General features: G+C 68.1%; 17 protein-coding genes. 2 read left to right on the top strand and 15 right to left on the bottom strand.

Going from position 1 to position 17,331, the window contains the following annotated elements; all coding sequences use genetic code 11:
- Positions 1 to 26: 26 nt before the first annotated feature.
- The 13 genes from WMF29_RS44125 to WMF29_RS44065 form a co-directional block, all read right to left on the bottom strand.
- A complete protein-coding gene (locus WMF29_RS44125) occupies positions 27 to 2,570 on the bottom strand; it encodes a hypothetical protein (RefSeq protein ID WP_437326034.1) in 2,544 nt (847 codons plus the stop codon).
- Positions 2,563 to 4,128: a baseplate J/gp47 family protein gene (locus tag WMF29_RS44120; protein ID WP_437326033.1), complete on the bottom strand. Its 1,566-nt coding sequence runs from the start codon at positions 4,126 to 4,128 to the stop codon at positions 2,563 to 2,565. The genes WMF29_RS44125 and WMF29_RS44120 overlap by 8 nt, the downstream gene beginning before the upstream one ends.
- A gap of 18 nt (positions 4,129 to 4,146) precedes the next feature.
- Complete coding sequence (locus WMF29_RS44115; RefSeq protein WP_272095983.1) at positions 4,147 to 4,536, bottom strand: GPW/gp25 family protein; 390 nt, start codon at positions 4,534 to 4,536, stop codon at positions 4,147 to 4,149.
- On the bottom strand, positions 4,533 to 4,961 hold the full coding sequence (locus WMF29_RS44110) for a hypothetical protein (RefSeq protein ID WP_437326032.1): 429 nt from the start codon (positions 4,959 to 4,961) through the stop codon (positions 4,533 to 4,535). Before WMF29_RS44110 ends, WMF29_RS44115 begins: the two co-directional genes overlap by 4 nt.
- 16 nt (positions 4,962 to 4,977) lie before the next feature.
- Positions 4,978 to 5,850: a phage baseplate assembly protein V gene (locus WMF29_RS44105; protein ID WP_437326031.1), complete on the bottom strand. Its 873-nt coding sequence runs from the start codon at positions 5,848 to 5,850 to the stop codon at positions 4,978 to 4,980.
- The gene (locus WMF29_RS44100) at positions 5,847 to 6,983 is read right to left on the bottom strand and encodes a phage late control D family protein (RefSeq protein WP_437326030.1); all 1,137 of its coding nucleotides are present in this window, start codon (positions 6,981 to 6,983) and stop codon (positions 5,847 to 5,849) included. The genes WMF29_RS44105 and WMF29_RS44100 overlap by 4 nt, the downstream gene beginning before the upstream one ends.
- Before the next feature lie 3 nt (positions 6,984 to 6,986).
- Positions 6,987 to 7,280 carry a hypothetical protein gene (locus WMF29_RS44095; protein ID WP_272095979.1) on the bottom strand — a complete coding sequence of 98 codons (294 nt, stop codon included), beginning with the start codon at positions 7,278 to 7,280 and terminating at the stop codon, positions 6,987 to 6,989.
- 9 nt (positions 7,281 to 7,289) lie between these two features.
- Positions 7,290 to 7,886 carry a CIS tube protein gene (locus tag WMF29_RS44090; RefSeq protein ID WP_437326029.1) on the bottom strand — a complete coding sequence of 199 codons (597 nt, stop codon included), beginning with the start codon at positions 7,884 to 7,886 and terminating at the stop codon, positions 7,290 to 7,292.
- 19 nt (positions 7,887 to 7,905) lie between these two features.
- The gene (locus tag WMF29_RS44085; RefSeq protein WP_437326028.1) at positions 7,906 to 9,183 is read right to left on the bottom strand and encodes a hypothetical protein; all 1,278 of its coding nucleotides are present in this window, start codon (positions 9,181 to 9,183) and stop codon (positions 7,906 to 7,908) included.
- 185 nt (positions 9,184 to 9,368) lie between these two features.
- The gene (locus tag WMF29_RS44080) at positions 9,369 to 10,133 is read right to left on the bottom strand and encodes a hypothetical protein (protein WP_437326027.1); all 765 of its coding nucleotides are present in this window, start codon (positions 10,131 to 10,133) and stop codon (positions 9,369 to 9,371) included.
- Between the two features lie 17 nt (positions 10,134 to 10,150).
- Entirely contained in the window at positions 10,151 to 10,612 is a 462-nt protein-coding gene (locus tag WMF29_RS44075) for a phage tail protein (protein WP_272095973.1), read from the bottom strand.
- Between the two features lie 18 nt (positions 10,613 to 10,630).
- Positions 10,631 to 12,166 (bottom strand): phage tail sheath family protein, encoded by a 1,536-nt coding sequence (locus WMF29_RS44070; protein ID WP_437326026.1) that lies wholly within the window; start codon positions 12,164 to 12,166, stop codon positions 10,631 to 10,633.
- 39 nt (positions 12,167 to 12,205) lie between these two features.
- A complete protein-coding gene (locus WMF29_RS44065; protein WP_272095970.1) occupies positions 12,206 to 12,814 on the bottom strand; it encodes a DUF4255 domain-containing protein in 609 nt (202 codons plus the stop codon).
- A 699-nt stretch (positions 12,815 to 13,513) separates the two neighbouring features.
- On the opposite strand from WMF29_RS44065, the gene WMF29_RS44060 reads away from it, so the two are divergent.
- Entirely contained in the window at positions 13,514 to 13,990 is a 477-nt protein-coding gene (locus WMF29_RS44060) for a glutathione peroxidase (protein ID WP_437331234.1), read from the top strand.
- Positions 13,991 to 14,030: 40 nt separating this feature from the next.
- Here the strand turns inward: WMF29_RS44060 and WMF29_RS44055 are convergent, their stop codons facing one another.
- Positions 14,031 to 15,074, bottom strand: coding sequence for a hypothetical protein (locus WMF29_RS44055; protein ID WP_437326025.1), 1,044 nt, complete (start codon positions 15,072 to 15,074; stop codon positions 14,031 to 14,033).
- A gap of 565 nt (positions 15,075 to 15,639) precedes the next feature.
- Here WMF29_RS44055 and WMF29_RS44050 point away from each other — a divergent pair.
- Positions 15,640 to 15,849 carry an aldo/keto reductase gene (locus WMF29_RS44050; protein WP_437331233.1) on the top strand — a complete coding sequence of 70 codons (210 nt, stop codon included), beginning with the start codon at positions 15,640 to 15,642 and terminating at the stop codon, positions 15,847 to 15,849.
- A gap of 88 nt (positions 15,850 to 15,937) precedes the next feature.
- Here the strand turns inward: WMF29_RS44050 and WMF29_RS44045 are convergent, their stop codons facing one another.
- Positions 15,938 to 17,029 (bottom strand): hypothetical protein, encoded by a 1,092-nt coding sequence (locus WMF29_RS44045; protein WP_437326024.1) that lies wholly within the window; start codon positions 17,027 to 17,029, stop codon positions 15,938 to 15,940.
- Positions 17,030 to 17,331 lie beyond the last annotated feature (302 nt).

Below are 17,331 nucleotides of genomic sequence, written 5' to 3'. Positions count from 1 at the left end.
TTCCTCGTTTTCGACGACAGTCCTGCTCAACCGTCCGATTGCACGGCCTCGATCGATCCGTCGGTGCGCTCCAGGATCCACACGAGCCTCATCTGGAGCGGTCGGAACGGCGCGACGAACGCCCCTGCGCGCGTGACGGCCTGGCGCTGCTCGACGTCGGGCACGCCCGACGCGCGAAGGTAGATCCCGACCGCGTCGCGCGCATAAAAGCTCTCCTTGGCGCGCCGCGTGTCGTAGGTGTAGTGCATCCGATCGGCGTGGCGGTGCATGGTCTTGAGGGCGAGCTTTCCCGCGGGAGACGCCGTATCGACGGTGCGCGACTGGAAGCGCTCCCCGCCCTCCCGCGACGAGAAGAAGAGCGACAGCGCCGCGCCGTCCAGGACCGGCGCGGGGTCCCTGTCGTTCGAGGGGCGGCCGATCGCCAGGAACGGTGTCCCCCACACCGTGCCGCCCGCCTGCACCCTGGCCCAGATACGGAACCTGCCACCCTGGTTCGAGCACCAGAGGAGCCACACGCTTCCGTTCCACACCACGGCGGCGGGCGCCTCGTTGCGGACGCCGGGGGCGGCCGAGACGACCTCCTCGGGCGCGCTGAAGCCCGCGCCGGTCCGCTTCGTCTGCAGGATCACGCTGCGATCGCCCCTGTCCGCGCTCCAGAACAGGCGCAGGACCCCGGCCGGATCGATCACGGCCGCGGGCATCTGATCCCGCGCGTCACCGGACGTGACGCGGACCGGCTTGTCCCACGTCACCCCGTCCGCCGTGCTGATGGCCCAGATATCCGTGGGGCCGCGGCGGCGGGACTCCCAGAACACCCAGATACGACCGCTCGTGTCGCGCGCAGCGGCGGGCCGCGCGTCCGGCGCGGCGTGGCTCGTGAGGCGCACGGGCGCGCTCCGCGTCGCCAGATCGCCGGTGAACGTACGCGCCCACAGATCGGTTGTCTTGCCGCGGTTGGACGACCAGAAGAGCCACATCCTGGATCCGTCGAAGAGCGCGGCCGGGCCCTCGTCGACGAAGCCCGGGTCATCGGGCAGATCGCCGAGCACGTCGATCGGCGCGGGATCGAGGCCCTTGAGCCGCTGGGCCCAGACGCGGCGGCGCCCCGGCCGGCCTGCGAGGGCGCGGTGAGCGTGCCAGAAGAGCCACACCGAGCCTCCCGGGCCGATCGCGGCCGAGGGCTCGCCGTCGAACGCGTCCGGCCGGGCCTGGGTGATCGCGGGCTCGTTCGATGGTGGGTACAGGTTGGCCTGAGGGCCCGGCGCCCCGAAGCCCGCTCCCGTGTTGACGGCTTGATACACCTGCACATGGCGCGAGGCCTCGGGCGCGTTGGTCATGAACACGTTGTTCACGAACTCTTTGACATCGCACTCGTACCCCGTGACCCTGCTCACCAGCGACGTGAGGTTGGGGATCGTCCCGACCGTGCCGAAGATCTCGGGCGCGGCGAGGATGTCCGTGCGCTGCACCTCTTCGGCCAGCGTCCGATCGGGCTCCCAGCCGATCCACGCGGCCAGGCGAGGCAGGTGCGCCGCGTCCACCGTGATGACGTCGTGGAGCGAGAGGAGCCCCTCCGCCGTGCTCCGCGCGAGATCGACGCCGTCCCCGAAGATCCGGAGGAAGCGGCGGAGCTGCCCCGCGCCTGCCTGGGCGGCCTCGCGCTCGTCGAAGAAGCGGTGCGCCTCGGGGAGCAGGCGATACAGGAGATCACCGCCTCCGTAGCTCGCCGTGGCCGTCGCCGCGGCCGTCGCAAACGGCTTCGCGGCGAAGGCCCCGGACGTCGCGGCGAACGCGGCGTAATAATAGGTCGTCCCCGGCTCCAGCCCTCGCGCGGCGCTCGAGGGGAAGCGCGTCGGGCCAGGGTCGAGCGCGCCGCGCGGGGCCTTGGACGAGCGCTCCTCGTCGGCGATTCGAAGGGTTCGCGTCCACTCGCCGGTGTCGGGGTTGAACGAAGCTCGGTAGTCGGTGACGCGGACGTCCTCGCCGTCCGCGCGGGTGGAGAAGCGGACGCGCGCTCCCCCCTCCTCCAGGACGGTGGAGACGATCTCTTGATCTTCCCGGCGGTCATAGTCCACAGCGAGCGTCACGGCGCCCGCCGACCACACCACCTGGCCGCTCGAGACCGTGAAGGTGCCCGCCGAGGTCTCGGGCGCGGCGCCGATGCGCTGAAAGATCTCCGTGGCGCCGCCGGTCGTGACCACCCGGCTCACCTGGTCGATCCGGACGACACGAACTCCGTCGCTCGTGCGATCATAGGCGGTGATCACCACCTGCTCCACGGCGCCGCCCGCGCCCACGTAGGCGGCGAGCTCGGCCTGCACCATGCCGCCCTCCGCGAGCGTGTTGAGCACGAGGTAGCGCTGCCGCCGCACCTCCGGCCAAGGATCACCAGCCTGGGTGAACAGATCGGCGAGGTCGAGCACGACGAGCCCGTCGGTCGCCGACTTGGGGGTCGAGGAGCGGCGCCGCAGCACGCGCGCGTGCGGCACGGACTCGGCCGTTCCTACGAGCGTGAGATCGAGGTCGATGCGCTCGCCGCGCGCGTCGGCTCGGGCGTCGAGCTCAGGCATCGAGGCGCCCTCCGGTGACGCTGTTCAACGAGATCCCCTTGACGTCGGGGATCTCGTTGAACGAGAAGCGCAGCGTGCCGTCGGGGGGGATGGCCGGGCTGCCCGCGGGGGCGTCGGCGCGGGCGAAGCGGGTGATGTTGATGGCCCCGACGCCCTCGACGCCCTCGATGGCCTCGTAGATCTTGCTGATGTAGAGGTGGTCCTCGAAGTCGACGTTGGCGAACGACCAGAGCTCGCGCATCACGGCCTCGACGCGCGCCTTGACGAGCGGCTGCGAGAAGCGCGGCTCCACCACCAGATCCCCCTCGATGAGGACGAGCGGGGTCTTCGGATCGACGATCTCGATCTGCGTGGTGATCATCCGTTTGCCATCGAAGTACGCCTCGAGATCGCGCCGGAGCGTCTCGCTCGGGGCGCCGCCGCCCTCGGGCGCCACAACCAGGTTGACCTTGTTCCACGACGGCGCGAACGCGCGCACCTTGGCGACGCCGTAGCTCTTGGCGTGGAGCTCGTAGTCGGCCGCCGTGACGGCCCGCCCGGACGAGCGGAACTGCTGCGGCGCCCGCGCCGCGGCCGCTGCCGCCGCCTCGTGCTCTCCGCCCCCGCTCGCCGCCTTGACGTTCATCACCCGCTTGAGGCCCGGGACGTCGGGCGTGATCACGATCTTGGAGATCGCCCTCGGCGGCACGTTGCCCTTCTCGCCGCCGCCGACCAGGTAGCGCGCGGTGATGTTGTTCCGGCCCCGGCGAGGCGCCTTCCCGTAGGTGTTGTTGCCGAACTCGATCCACGCGTAGTCGTCCTCGTCGCGCCGGACGACATAATGCTTGTCTCTGCCGCTGCTGTGGAGCAGGCTCGGCACGCGCGTCCACGCCTCGCTCGCGCCCTCGTCGACCGTCACGACGAGCGTCTCGTCGATGAGCGGCTTGAGCGCGAGCCGGAACCGCTGTCCCGCGCTGCCGTCCGACGATCCGAGGATGTCCTTGGGAGGCGGCGGAGGATCATCGACCTGGACGACGGGCAAGGTCTCGTAGGCCCTGAACACGGTGTTGTCGATCGGCCGGGCGCCGCCCACCACGAAGGGGACGAGCTCCCCGCGCTCGTCCACGCGCATGAGCGGGAGGTCCTCGACCCTGGCGATCGTGACAGCGGGCTTGATGAGCTGGAACTTGACGGCGACGCCGGTGCTCTCCTTGGTCGTCGTGAACTGCGCCCCCGTCGGGATGGTGGCGGAGCCCGTCGCGTTGCTCGCGAAGAGCAGGGTGAGATCGGCCGACGCGGCGGTGGGGGGGCGGAGCTCGTAGCCGATGAGGCGGAGCAGGTTGACGACGCTCCTCCGCTCGCGCGCGGTCGCGAGGAAGCTCTCGGCCGCGATGCGATCCTGGTTGTAGAAGAGGGAGTCGCCCATGTGCGCGAAGAGCTCGAGCAGCACGACGCCCATGTCGTTCGGCGAGTGATCGGTCCACTCGGGCAGCCGCTCCGCCGCGAGCTCGAGGAGGGCCGCGCGGAGGGACTCGTAATCCTTGTTGGTGTAGTCGATTCGCCCTTGCTCGTCGCTCATGGGACGCTCCTCCCTCGCTCAGATCCCGCCGAGGCCGATGGGGACGCTGAGCGATTGTGTCTGCCGCGTGCGGCGGATGACGTATGAAATCGAGACCCAGAGCTGCTCGGCGCCGCCGTCGCGCCTCGCCTCGACCTCGATGCTCTGCACGAGGACGCGGGGCTCGAACCGGCTCACCGCCTTGGCGATCTGGTGCTGCACGATGGCCTTGAGCGCGACGTTGCTCGGGTCGTGGAGGAGCTTGCGGAGGCCGCCGCCGTAGTCGCGCCGCATCACGCGCTCCCCCGCGCCGGTGAGCAGGATCTGCACGATGTTCTCTTTGAGCTTGTCCGTCCCGCGCTGCTCGGCGACGCCGCCGCCCTCGGTGATGCGGAAGGGGAAGGAGAGCCCGCGGATGGCGTCGCTCACTGGAGGATCCCTCGGAGCTGCTCGGGCACGGGCTTGCCCGAGAGGTAGCTGTTGATCGCGTTCTTGAGGCTCACGCCGTCCGCCGTGGTGGGCGCCCAGCTCTGGAACACGCCGACGAAGCCCTTGAGCCAGTCCCAGAACACCGCGTCCTCGACCCTGGACGAGAACGCCTCTCCGAACACCGGGTCCGCGGGGGAAGGCGATGGATCCCTGCGCAGCGACGAGACCAGCCCCGAGGCGATGACGAAGCTGAGCTGCCGCCAGTTGGCCTGCGCCTTGATGACCGCCTTCTGGATCTCGTCCTCGGGGGATCCGGTGTCGCGGAGCGACTGCTCCATCGGCGGGCGGAGCTCGGCGTCCATGGCGTCGAAGATCACCTTGGTCATGCCCCTGGTCGCGTCCCTGTCACCGATATTGAGCGCCATCTCGCCTCCTCCTCGATCAACCGCCCGGCCTCGACGCCACGCCCGACCCCGCCGACATCTGCGCCGTGAGCTGCGCGAGCTGTCCCGGGTTGAGCGGCGTCGGAGCGCCCATGTTGCCGATGTGCGTATGAGCGAGCAGCCACGAGAGGATCTGCCCGAGCACCACCCCCTGCGCCGCGCCGGTCGCGTCCGTGACGGTCACCCCCGAGGGGCCCGCGGCCACCTTGCTCAGCGGTCCACCTTCGAGCGTGGCGCCGCTCGACGCATCGAGCTTGAGGGACACCGTGGCGCCGGCCTTGAGCTCGATGGCGCTCTGCGAGAGCGTCAGCTTGGCCTGCCCGAACTCGATGGTGACCCCGTTCGAGTCCATGGTGATCGTGCCTGTCCCGCTGCTCTGCTCGCACTCCACCTTGACGCCGCTCGCGTCCATCGTGACGGTGTTCTTGTTCTTCTCGTCCTTGATCACGAGCTTCTCGCTCCCGCTCGTGTCGTCGAGGTGGATCACCTGACCGGAGGGCGTGCGGATGATCTTCTTGTGCTCGTCCGGGGCGCTCCCGCCGCTGTCGTTGGGCGGAGCGTCGTTTGGATAAAAGACGCCGGTCCAGATTGGAAAGTTGATGTCTCCCGCGACGAACTCGACCCACACCGGCGCCTCGGCCTCGGGGATGAAGAAGAAGCCGGGGAGGAAGCTCGGCGCGGCGACCACCTCGATGGGGCGGTCGGCGCCGCCGCCGGGCTCCTCTTCGAGTATCCCCGGCACGCGCACCTTGATCTGGCCGCGGTGCGCGCCCCCGCCCTGAGCGGCGTTGTCCATCACGATCCCGGCGTATTTGCCGTAATAGCGCTGCTCGCGCCGCTCGGCCGTACCCGTGTCGCCCATGTCGCTCATCGTCGGCACTCGAACTCGGTTTTGTACCCCTCTCGATCGAGCTTGTGCCGCACCTGGGAGAGGTACCAGGTGCCCGAGAAGCGCCCGCCGACGTCCTGGATGGATACGCTCGATCGGGCGAACATCTCCTTGATCCCGGGCGAGGAGCCGCTCCCTCGCATGCCGCGCAGGCTGGTCGAGAACTGGTTCTGCGCCAGGGTGTTGAGCTCGGCCTCGGTGGTGAAGGTGGGGACGCCTTGCCGCGTGGAGGTGCCGAGCTCCTCCCGGAGCACGGCTTGCGTGGCCGAGGCTGCCCCGATGAGGACCTCGAGCTGCGCGGCCTTCACGGGGTGGTCGGTCCGGAAGGCGGTGAGGTTCTCGTCGAAGAACGGGTCCTCTTCCTCGCGCACCTCGAGCGCCTGCGCCGTGGTCACGCTCGTGGCCTGGCCCGTGTCGAAGTCGATGCCCGAGAGCACCCGAGGGAGCTCGACGTCGCTCACGTTCGCGCTCGATTGAAAGCTGTAGAGCGGGTGCGCGGCCCCGGCGCGCCCATAATGGAGGGTGACCGAGGGCTCGGTCATCATCACGGTGTATTGGGAGACGAAATGGAGGGTGTCGCCCGAGTCGCCGGGCCGGACATACATCACGCACCCGTAGGTCCGCGCGAGGTCGAGGAGGAAGTCGAGATCTGTCTTGTCCTGCTGCCGGATGCCGTTGCCCGTGAAGCGCGGGTCGCCGACCACGTCCACGTTGACGCTGGCAAAGCCGTGGAGACCGGCGACGTTCCTCACGATGTCGGAGAGCGCCATGTCGGTGAAGGGGCGATTGCGACGTTTGAGCCCCATCTTCATGCTCCGGTCGTACGCCTGGACCCGGAGCGTGGGGACGCCGTTCTCGGGGAAGCTGCCGTCGACCCGGTAGATGCGCCCCGCGAACACGAGCGCGTGATCGTCGCTCGTGCCGAGCTCGACCTCGACGTCCATGCCCTCCTGCACCGCGTGGCTCAGCACCTTGTAGGGATCGCTGAGCGTCACGACCATGGAGTCGGGCTGGGCGTCGCGCTGCTCGACGGTGAGCGACACGATGTCACCGGACAGGTCGTAGCCGGCGCCGCTCGCGTCCACGCTCACGCGGTAGAAGAGGTCCGCGCCCAAAGGTCACCTCGCCGCGGTCCTGGTGGCGACCTGGATGGGAGGGATGACGAGCTTGTCGCCCGGCCCCCACGCGTGCGCGAAGCGGCGCGGGTTGGCGTCGGCGATTCGCCACCAGAGGTCCTCCCTGCCGTAATAGAGCTTCGCGAGCTGGTCGAGCGTCTCTCCGCCCACGATCTCGTGGATGAGGCTGTCCGGGTAATCCCGCTCCGGAGCCGGCGGGCGCTGCGCGAGGCTGACCGATCCGCCGACATCGACGGTAGGGAGGCCATGGTAACGAGAGTGGATGGAGAGCGGCATCGTGGTCCCTCAAAACAAGCGAATGTTCTGCAGGCCGAGCGCGGCGAGCACGTTGCGGTGCTGCTTGTCGAACTCGTAGAGCGCGCTTTCGGTCTCTTCGATGACGACGAGCGTGACGCCCACGTCGGCCCGGACCGGCGCGAGCATGCTGTTGAACTGCGTCTCGCTGACGCGGAGATCGGTGAGGACGCACTCGAGGATGCGCGTCCCGAACCCGAAATAACACGTGGGCGGCGCCGAGATGCGCGTCCCCTCGCCGCCCCCTCCGAAGAGCCCGCTCAGGGTCGCCCACGCGTCCGCCTTGGGGTAGAGGAACGAGCGGAGCTTGGCGAGCTCGGTGGAGACGCCGTTGTCGAGCGGCGTCGGGTTGAGCTTGTTCGTGCCCTCCTCGAGGCCATGGAGCTTGAGATCGAAGCTGATGGTACGGTGTCCGCCGCCCGTGTAGACCTTCCCAGGCGCGTTGCAGCCGATCGTCTGGGCGCGGTCGGCGTAGCTCACCGCCTTGTTGTCGCTGATCGACGCAGGGTTGAACTGGAACGTGACGATCAGAGGCGGGAGGACGTCGACGTTCGCGAGGAACCCACGCAGGACTTGTCGCTCGCTCATCACATCGCTCCTTCCGTCATCAACGCAGTCGCCCGCTGCGGAACTGCTCGTCGCGGGCGATCGAGGCCATCCGGTTCATCAGCCCGCGGACGAAATCGTCGCTCTCCACGTCCACCCTGTGCGCGGGCGGGGGCGGCGGCGGCGGCGGCTTGTGCTCGGCGGCGCGCGCCACCTCCTCCGAGACCTCGCGCCTCACGAGATCCATCAAAGGACCCGCGAGCCCGTCGAGGCCGCGCGCCGGGAGCGAGGGTGACGGAGCGCGCCGGTGGACCAGCGCCGGGCCCTCGATCGGAGCCTCGGTCGGGGGCGCCGCGTCGCGAGCGGGCGATGGAACATCGATGTCGGGGAGATCGACGTCGACGGTGGAAGATCCTCGCGCTCCGTCCGTCGGCGAGTCCCCCCATTCAGGGATGGAGTCGAGGGGATCGAGGGCGCCTCGAGGGGGGCTCGGAGCGCCGTGATCGGCCAGAGGCGTAAAGGGTGCGGCGCGGCGTCGATCCGGGCCCGTGGAGAGGTTCGGTCCGGAGACGTTCGGGACCACCCACCGCGAGAGGCTGGAGGCCGCGGGGAGGAGAGGAGAGACGATCGGGCCCCACACGCCGGCGGCCGATCGCATCGACGCCATCGCCATTCGCCTCGAGTGGAGGAACGGCATGACGGCGCTCCCCTCCAGGGCGCCGCCGCGCTGCGGGAGGGGAGATCGCGCAGGAACGGCGTCGGGGCCCGCGAGCTCGAAGACCGCGGGGATCCGCGGAGACCTGAGAGGTTCCACCATCGTGACCGCCGGGAGCCCATCGAGCTCTCCCGCCGCGACCACGGGAGGCCTCTCGAGCCCTCCCGTCGCGACCGCGGGGGACCTCTCGAGCCCTCCCGTCGCGACCGCGGGGGACCTCTCGAGCCCTCCCGTCGTGACCGCAGGGGAACTCGCGGGCGCCGCCGCGGGTATGCCTCGAGGCTCGGGGCCATGGCCGCCGAAGACGAGCGCGGGCCTTGCCGCCGCGGAGATGCCTTGGGGCTCGGGGCCCCGGGCGACGGGCGGAGGCCCCACCGCGGAGACGCCTTGGGGCGCCGGGCGCTCCCCCTGGAGAGCCGGGAGCTTGAAGACCGCGGCGATTCCCTCGAATCCACCCATCCCGACGGCGGCGCCGCGGCGCGGGCGGACATCCAGCATCCACACGCCCAGCCGCGGCGCCGTCGCGACCGCGCGCGCGCGGGTCCGGCCAATCGCGAGCGCCGCGTCGATCGGAGCGACGCTCGGTGCAGGCGCCACATCGCGGATGAGGGGACCCTTGGGCATGGTTCACCTTCGTTGGAGACGCCGGTTCAGCTCGTCGATCATCTCGTTCTCGGACTCGATACGCTCGGCGAGCATCCTCACGAAGGCTCGCCGCTCGCTCACGTCCAGGTCCATGATCTCCGTCCTCGACCAGTGCAGATGATAGGCTAGATAGAAGACCTCGCGAGCAATGCGAGCTCCTCCACCTAGCCCAACACGAAAAAACCGGACGCCTCCAGCACGGCGCTGAATTGGCCGTTGCAATGCGCGCAGCGGATGGACCGCCGGAAGTTCACCCCCGGCGTCTGCGCCTCGATCGCCTGGTACAGGAGCCGCCGATCGCCCATCGTGAGATCGCGCAGGATCTTGATCCCGTACGACTCGAGCGCCTGGCGCCGGAGGGCGCCGAACGACTCGATGCAGCGGAGGATCAAGGCGTCCCGGGCGCGCAGCGGATCCTTCTCGGCCGTGCGCGAGACGAACTCCTCGTCCGCCCCGCGGGGGAGGCGGACCTGCACCTCGCGGTGCACCGCGCCGTCGCGATCTTCGTATCCGTCTTCGAGCGTGATCGCGATGGCCTGGGGGCTCGATCCGTTGGTGAGGCGGCGGACCTCCAGGCTCCCGAGGTCCTCGACCACCGTCGTCTCGCCCCCGCAGCTCGGGCACGTGTACGACGCCTGGAGCTGATCCCCGAGCGTGATCCGGCGCAGCTCGACGATGAGGTAGTTGCGGTCCGCCGAGTAGAGCTGCGACACGAGATCGCTCGTGATCGCGTCGATGTCGCCCAGGCGGATCAGGCAGCCCTTGACGAGCTCCGTGACGAGGCGCCCGGGGGTGAGGAGCGGATCGTAGAACAGCGCCTCCTCGTGCCCGCGCATCTTCCGGATCGAAGCGCGGCGGTGCACGCGACCCGAAGCGTCGGTGTGTCCGACGGGCAGGGTGACCTCGTACTCCACTTGGCGTGCGCTCATCGTGGGCCCGCGATCCGTCAGATGCGCGTCATCCGCTCGATGGCGAGCACGATGGTCTGCTTCATGAGCCCCGAAGCGGAGGCGTCGAGATCGGTGAACTTGGACGACTTGATCCACGCGCCCTCGAACGCGAAGCGCATCACCTCCGCGCCGAACTGCTTCTTCACGACCGAACCGTTGCGCCGCAGCTTGGACCCGAGGCCCGTGCCGTCGATCTTGAACATCTCCTGGAACCAGTCCTTGAACGCCTTGTCCGCGGCGGTCCCGTCCATGTTCCGCTCGATGGTGATATCCCCGTGCTTGATGATGCCCGAGCTGATCTTGTGGACGATGTTGGAGCCTCCGTCGGGCTGGTCGATCGCGTCGACCTCGCCGTCGCTCAGGCCCGTCACCTTCGTGACGCCTGGGCTCTCGATGCCCTCGATCTCGACCACGAACTCGTGCGTCCTGTACGCTTCGGTGAACCCAAGATCCGCCATGATGAGCCCTCCTCCCGATCAGCGATCGCTTGCCGACGCGCCGCCTTCTTGTTGCCCCACGGTGATGATGACCGTCTCGGCCGGACGCGAAGGATAGAAATAGACCTCGACGTTGAAGATGCCCTGTTGAATGTTCGCGGGAGGATTGTTCTCGCCGTCGACCTTGACGCTGAACACCTTGTCGGGCGCGCCGGGGCCGAACGCGCCTCGCCTCCAGAGCCCCATGAGGAACGGCGTGACGCTGTTGTATTTGACCTTGCTCCAGAGGGTCGGATCGTTCGGCTCCTGCACGACCCAGCGCAGGCCGTATTTGAGCGAGCTCTTCACGAAATTGAAGAGCAAGCGCACGTTGACGTAGAGCCAGAGCGGGTTGGTGCTGAGCGTCCTCGAGCTGTCGACCACGATGCCCTGGCCGGCGATGAACCGCACCGCGTTCACCGAGCCGTTCTTGACCAGATCGGTGTGCTTGACGTCGTTGATGGCGAACTTCACGTCGAGCGCGTTGTTGACGCTGGCCGCGTTGCCGGCCGGCGCCTTCCAGATGCCGCGCTCCCGCTCCGTCCGGGCATAGACGCCGAGGACGTGGCCCGTGGGCGGGATCCACCGGAAGCCGCCCAGCGGATCGCTCACGCGGATGAAGGGGAAATAGATCGCCCCGTAGCGCTTGTCTCCGCGGAGCGGCTGGCCATAGGCCTTGGCCGCGTCGGCGTCCGCGTTCTCCGCCGTGTGACCGACGAACATGCAGTCGCCGCGGTCCGCGCAGTAAGTGAGCGCCGCGTTCACCAGCGCGGCGTCGTGGGTCTCGGGGCAGCAGAGGAGCTGGACATCGACCCCGTCGAAGACCCGGTTGTCGACGGCCTTTTGCAGCTCGGCGACGCGATCGGACTCCCGCCCGGAGGCGTCGAGGTTGTCGTCCGCGCCGCCGGAGTTGAGCGGCGCGAACGCCGGGCTCGCCGTCGGCGCCGGGTTCGCCGTGGCGGCCGACGGGACGGCCACCACGATGTACTTGGAGCCCGCGACCTCGTCGTTGATCTTGAGCGGGTTCTCGGCTCCGACGCCCCCGAACTTGATCTTCTCCCAGAGCTCGACCTGGACCCCGTTGTACTGGACGGCGAGGTTGTAGGTGCCATCGCTGTTGGAGGTGATGCCGACGGAGATGCTCTTTCCCCACGCCCCCGGATCGGGGCTGCCGCGGTACCCCGCCGTCACGGTGATCGCCGTGGTCGCGCCCGCGCCCGCTGACGGGAAATCGCGCGTGGCCGGCGTGGCGGCGGTCACCGAGCCCGACGCCGCCGTGGCGACGGCGCGCGTCACGTACGCGAGCGAGCCACCGTTATCGAAGAAGCCGCGCACCGCGTAGGCGCCGAACGCGGCTTTGTCGTAATCGCCGAAATAGTCGCGAAAGTCCGCGAAGCTCGTCACCTGCCGGACCTTGCCCGGCACGCCCCGCTTGGAGCGGACGATGAAACCCGCCACCGAGGTGGGTGCCGCTTGGATGCTCGGCGTCGCCTTGCCATCGACCTCTAACAGATTGATGCCAACATTCATGCTCATCCTCGCGATCTAGAAGGATCGTGCCGGCTGTCCGGTCGCTCAGCCTTCGGGTGTCTTGTGATCGGTCTCCACGATCACGCTCTCGACGACATGGCCGAGCGCCGCGTCGGACGGGATGTCTTCGAGCAACATCGCGAGCGTGACCACGTAGTTGAGTGAGGGTTTCAGCTTCTGATCGAGCGCGTGCCAGAACTCGGGTTGGTTCTTCACCCCCTCTTTGGAGGCGATCACCGTCGGATAAGGAGGGATCTGCGTTGCGAGGCTGCCCTTCAGCACCGCCGCGGGGATCGTGGGGTGGCGGAGCAACAAGAGGAGCGCTTGGCTGAGCAGGCGGTGCTCCTCGAGCACCGCGTCGCTCGTGGAGGGGCTCCACGCCGTGATGCAGTACGCGCAGTCGATGCGAACCGGCGGAGCCAGGCGCGTGGCCCTCTTTTTATCGGCGCTGCGCGCGGTGATCGGCTCGTTGGTCCGTATCTCGCGGTTCTCTTGGATGTCGTACAGGTAGCAATTGAGCGTGAGGGTAGAGAGCCCCGCCCGCCACTGTGCGTCAGGTAGATCGAAGCTGATCTCCGCGTTCGCGAGCTGAGACCCGGTCGGCGCGCGCGCCGTGATCAGCTCACGGATCGTATCATCAAGATCGCGAATCATCGATGCTCATCACCCCCGCACATGTCGTGTGAGGCAAAGGTCGCTCGAAGAGGGCCGTACGGGGCCCTCACACACGCGATGAACCTATGCGCGGCTCGCCGAAGACTTGATTAAGCGACGCGCGAATTTTCAGCACCCCGGGGACGCGCAGCGCCCGGTGTCCCGACCCCTCATTTTTGTCCCCCCTGGAAGGGGGCATTGCAGTCCTACACGCGGCCCGCACCGGTTGCAAGAGAAAAAGAAAAAATGGAAATGCGAGCCAACGGGCTCCTTCCGCTTACTGGCGAGGCATCGTTTGTGGCCTCGGTGACCGCGGCTCTCGGCTCCTCGTAATTGAAGCGATTCTTCCGCATTGCGCTCAGAGTGTAGATGGCCTGGCAGATTTGCAGGATTCGGACCACCAAGATCCGCGGGAATGTGACCTCTCCCCGCAGAAAAATGACCGCGACGCCCGCGAAAACCTGACCCCGGGCGCCGCGAAGATCTGCGGCGGCGTCACCTCGGCTCGGAGCGCGTTCCTGCTCGACGCGGTCCGGACGCGCGTCTATCCATGCCGCCATGGAACGCTCGCCGCGCGTGCTCCGGTGCCAACTCGCCCTGACCGCCTCGCTCGCCCTCGCCTGCGCGTCGGGCTGTGGAAGGGATGTCGAGCGCAGCTCGCCGGAGCGCACGCCCGGCGCTGCTCAGGAAGGAAAAGCCATGTCGCTCTACGACTTCACCATGAAGACCATCGACGGACAGGACCGCTCCCTCGGCGACTACCGAGGCAAGGTGCTGCTCGTGGTGAACACCGCCTCCGAATGCGGCTATACGCCGCAGTACGCGGGGCTCGAGGAGCTCCATGAGCGGCTCAAGGATCGCGGCTTCGCCGTCCTCGGCTTCCCCTCGAACGATTTCGGCGCGCAAGAGCCGGGGACCGACGCCGAGATCGCCGCCTTCTGCTCCACGAAGTTCGGCGTCAGCTTTCCCATGTTCTCGAAGATCCCGGTCAAGGGGGGCAGCAAGCACCCCCTCTACGCCTTCCTCACGCAAGCCGCACCTGCGGGTGAGGTGAAGTGGAACTTCACCAAGTTCCTGATCGGCAAGGACGGGTCGGTGATCGCGCGGTTCGAATCGTCCGTGGCGCCGGACGACCCGAAGCTCACGCAGGCGATCGACAGGGCGCTCGGCGGCTGAGCAAGGCGGCGACCGAGCCGCCGGACTGACGAGGCGGCCGTCAATTGCAGTCGAGGCACCTCCACTCGACCTGTCCAGACGCCGGGACCCCGAACCGCTGAGCGGTGTACTTCTCGATATCGATCAGGTACCCGGACGGCTGCGCGTTCCGCGTGCAACACCCGCTGCAATCGGAGTCGGAGCACATGTCATAGACCTTGACGTCGATCTCTTTGCCATTCTTTCGAAGGCGCAGGGTCTTGAGCTTGTACCTCTCGAAATCCTTCGAGTGCACCGCGGCGATGTTGTTCTCTCTGACCCAGCTCTCCGGCTGCTTTCCGTCGAGGGCCGCGAACTGACCGGCCCACGTGCACCCGTTGTACTCGATGCACTCCTCGCTGCCGGGGTCGGGGTAAGACTCGAACTCCGTCAGGCTGGCCGTCTGCCACACCACGCCCGAGCCGCCGCCACCACCGCCGCCGCCCGTCGTGCTGCCGCCCGTGCCCGTCGTGCTGCCGCCCGTGCCTGTGGTGCTGCCGCCGCCCGTGCCCGTCGTGCTGCCGCCCGTGCCCGTCGTGCTGCCGCCCGTGCCCGTCGTGCTGCCGCCACCCGTCGTGCTGCTGCCGCCACCCGTCGTGCTGCCGCCGCTGGAGCAGCTGGTGTCGCGGAGCTCGATGCGAGACGGGCTGAACGAGGACGCCGAGTCGGTGGAAAAATTGAGTGTGAACGACGCGCCGCGGGCGATGGACACGTTCGATGTCCTCGAATAGGTGCATCGGGAGCCGGCTTGTGTGTGGGTCCAGCCCGGCTCGTGATGATCGCACGTGACACCGCTCGGCACGTCGAAGGCGACGATCGGCTTCTTCAGCGCGCTCGCGCCCGTGTTCTTGACCTTGATTGTTCCCCAGTACTCCGGGGCTCCTTCGTACGAGCTCGTCGTGACCGTATACGAACAGGCTGCAAGATTCTGGTCCAGCTCGCCCATGTCCTCGGCCCTGGAGCCCGTGTCGGCCGAGCACGCTGCGAAGCAGAAGGCTGCTCCCGCAGATGCGGACGCGAACGCCAGCTGAGCTGCCCGCAGACCTCGGATTCGATTGGTGCGCATACGGCGATCCTTTCCTGCGTCCATCGGCGACAGGCCATGATGTAATGACATGTCCTCCCCCTCAGCGCCGGACACGTGTGATGGGTAGCACTGCCGCGCTGGACTGTCGAGACGAGGAGGCCGCGATTCCCAGCAAGGTGCCGCGTGAGCGCCTGGATACCCGCGAATGGGACCTTTGCTCGTCACCCCGTCGCGTGGAGGGGATCACCCCACGTTATCTGCCATGCGGCCGGCGCCGGCTGCATGGGATCGTCCAATGGATCTGCCGGCGTTTATTTTATATGGCATCGCTGCATTCGCATCCTTCGCCCATCGCCTGTTCGCCCACGACCCCCCGTGACGCGCCCCGCGTTCAGGGCTGAAGGTCAAGCCTGCGGCGACGGGGAAGCGATTCGACGGATAGAAACCATCGCGGTGTTCGCGGATGATCTGCGCCACCAGCACCTACGTGACCGGCGCCGGCTGAGCGAACATGAAATCGTTCTTCTCTCCGTCCTCGTCTCCGCTGAACGAGCGACCGGGCCCTCCCCTGACGCGATGACCTGCAACCGCAGAGTCTTCACGGCTGTTAAAGGCCGGGCGCACACCGGCGCAAGTGATGTCGCGGTGGGCCGTGCAGCACGGCTTGATCGTCCTGCCGAAGTCGGTCACGCCCGCGCGCATCGCGGAGAACGGCGCGATCTTCGACTTCGCGCTCGACGCCGACACGATGCGCACGCTCGACGGGCTCGATGTCGGCTTCCGCGCGAGCTGGGACCCGACAGACGTCCCCTGATCCACGCCGTCAACGAAAGGCGCTCAGCGAAGGGTAATGCAATTCCGATTCCTACCGCCTACCCTCCTGGAAACGCGACATTAGCCGCTCACGGACACGCCTTCGGGCGGACCACGGCGTAGACGAAATCGCCGAATCCAGCTGCCACGAACCCACCGCCGGGGAGCGATGTGACTCCATTGATCCGGCTCGGCGTGCCAACATCACCTTCGTACTCCCAGCGCAGCTCCCCGTCCGTATCGACGGAGAGCAGCCAGGTCCGCTGCGCTCCTCCGTCCGCTCCCCGCGTCGCCCCGCCGAGGTGCAAGAGCCCTGTGCTCGGATCGTGCGCGATGGCGTTAAGCTCGGTGTCCAGCTCAGGGTGATAGTCCCTGGCCCAGATCACCGTTCCGTCGGCGTCCAGCAGGATGACATGACTCTGACCGACGCTTATCGCAGCGATCGCGATACGGCCATCGGGCAGGGCCGCGATGTCCTGGGGCCACGCCTCGCCGACCTCCTCCAGCACACGGTCGAACACCGGCGCCGTCTGCTCGGTGCTGCGGACGACGCGCAGGTAACCGGCGTGCGCGGTCAGCTGAACCACGTCGCCTCCGGGCAGAAGCGCGGCCCCGCCCCGACTCCAGGACTCCGGCATCGCGGAGCCGGGAGCGAGCGGCGTGAACCGTTCGTGGACGATCTCGCCCGCGTCGTCCAGCCGCAGCAGGCGCAGCCGAGGCGCGGCGCCCTCGGCCTCGCTGTCGTGGGTGGAGAGCACGTATCCCCCGGTCGGGTGCGGGAGCAGCTCGATGTCGACGTGTACGTTGTAGGTCGATGGTCCGAGCTGCCGGCTCTCCAGCAGCTGACCGGCTCCGTCGAGCCGACCGAGCCACAACCCCTTGCGGGAGGGAGACGTCGAATCATACACCTGGCCCGCGACCATGAGGCCCCCGTCCTGGGTCTTCGCGCCGGTCTTCAGAAATCCGCCGGGCAGGGGGGTCGAGCTCCACACCACGTTGCCGGCCTCGTCGAGCTCCGCGACCCCTCCGTTCGCTGGTGCTCCAACCGCGATGAACCGTTCCCCATCCACCGGAAGAAGCCAGTCGGCGTCCATCCCCGAGGGCGCATAGAACGATACCTGGGTGCTTTCAACGCAGCTCTGCGGCTCGCCATCCACAGGGCCCGGCGGCTCGCTATTCACTGAGCCCGAGGAGTCGACATCTTCAGGGCCCGGTGGCTCGGCATCCTCGGAGCCCGGTGGCTCGGCATCCTCGGAGCCCGGTGGCTCGGCATCCTCGGAGCCCGGTGGCTCGGCATCCTCGGAGCCCGGTGGCTCGGCATCCTCGGAGCCCGGTGGCTCGACATCCACAGAGCCCGGTAGTTCGACCGTGACTTTGCCACAGCCCGCAATCATCGCGAGCACGACGAGGGAACCCGCAGCGAAACCAGTGTGTCCCGAGTTGGTCTTCATGAAGCGCCTCCTGCAACCAGCGTGCCCTACAT

Source organism: Sorangium sp. So ce381 (assembly GCF_051473845.1).
GTDB classification, from domain to species: Bacteria; Myxococcota_A; Polyangia; order Polyangiales; family Polyangiaceae; genus Sorangium; species Sorangium atrum.
The sequence above is the reverse complement of the archived record's forward strand: the minus strand, read 5'-3'. Positions and strand labels throughout refer to the sequence as shown.

Excerpts from the sequence above, each read along its gene's own strand:
- WMF29_RS44120 (WP_437326033.1), bottom strand. The coding sequence starts at position 4,128 with ATGAGCGACGAGCAAGGGCGAATCGACTACACCAACAAGGATTACGAG.
- WMF29_RS44065 (WP_272095970.1), bottom strand. The coding sequence starts at position 12,814 with ATGATTCGCGATCTTGATGATACGATCCGTGAGCTGATCACGGCGCGC.
- WMF29_RS44090 (WP_437326029.1), bottom strand. The coding sequence starts at position 7,886 with ATGAGCGAGCGACAAGTCCTGCGTGGGTTCCTCGCGAACGTCGACGTC.
- WMF29_RS44085 (WP_437326028.1), bottom strand. The coding sequence starts at position 9,183 with ATGCCCAAGGGTCCCCTCATCCGCGATGTGGCGCCTGCACCGAGCGTC.
- WMF29_RS44095 (WP_272095979.1), bottom strand. The coding sequence starts at position 7,280 with ATGCCGCTCTCCATCCACTCTCGTTACCATGGCCTCCCTACCGTCGAT.
- WMF29_RS44075 (WP_272095973.1), bottom strand. The coding sequence starts at position 10,612 with ATGGCGGATCTTGGGTTCACCGAAGCGTACAGGACGCACGAGTTCGTG.
- WMF29_RS44060 (WP_437331234.1), top strand. The coding sequence starts at position 13,514 with ATGTCGCTCTACGACTTCACCATGAAGACCATCGACGGACAGGACCGC.
- WMF29_RS44080 (WP_437326027.1), bottom strand. The coding sequence starts at position 10,133 with ATGAGCGCACGCCAAGTGGAGTACGAGGTCACCCTGCCCGTCGGACAC.
- WMF29_RS44125 (WP_437326034.1), bottom strand. The coding sequence starts at position 2,570 with ATGCCTGAGCTCGACGCCCGAGCCGACGCGCGCGGCGAGCGCATCGAC.
- WMF29_RS44055 (WP_437326025.1), bottom strand. The coding sequence starts at position 15,074 with ATGCGCACCAATCGAATCCGAGGTCTGCGGGCAGCTCAGCTGGCGTTC.
- WMF29_RS44070 (WP_437326026.1), bottom strand. The coding sequence starts at position 12,166 with ATGAGCATGAATGTTGGCATCAATCTGTTAGAGGTCGATGGCAAGGCG.
- WMF29_RS44110 (WP_437326032.1), bottom strand. The coding sequence starts at position 4,961 with ATGGCGCTCAATATCGGTGACAGGGACGCGACCAGGGGCATGACCAAG.
- WMF29_RS44105 (WP_437326031.1), bottom strand. The coding sequence starts at position 5,850 with ATGAGCGACATGGGCGACACGGGTACGGCCGAGCGGCGCGAGCAGCGC.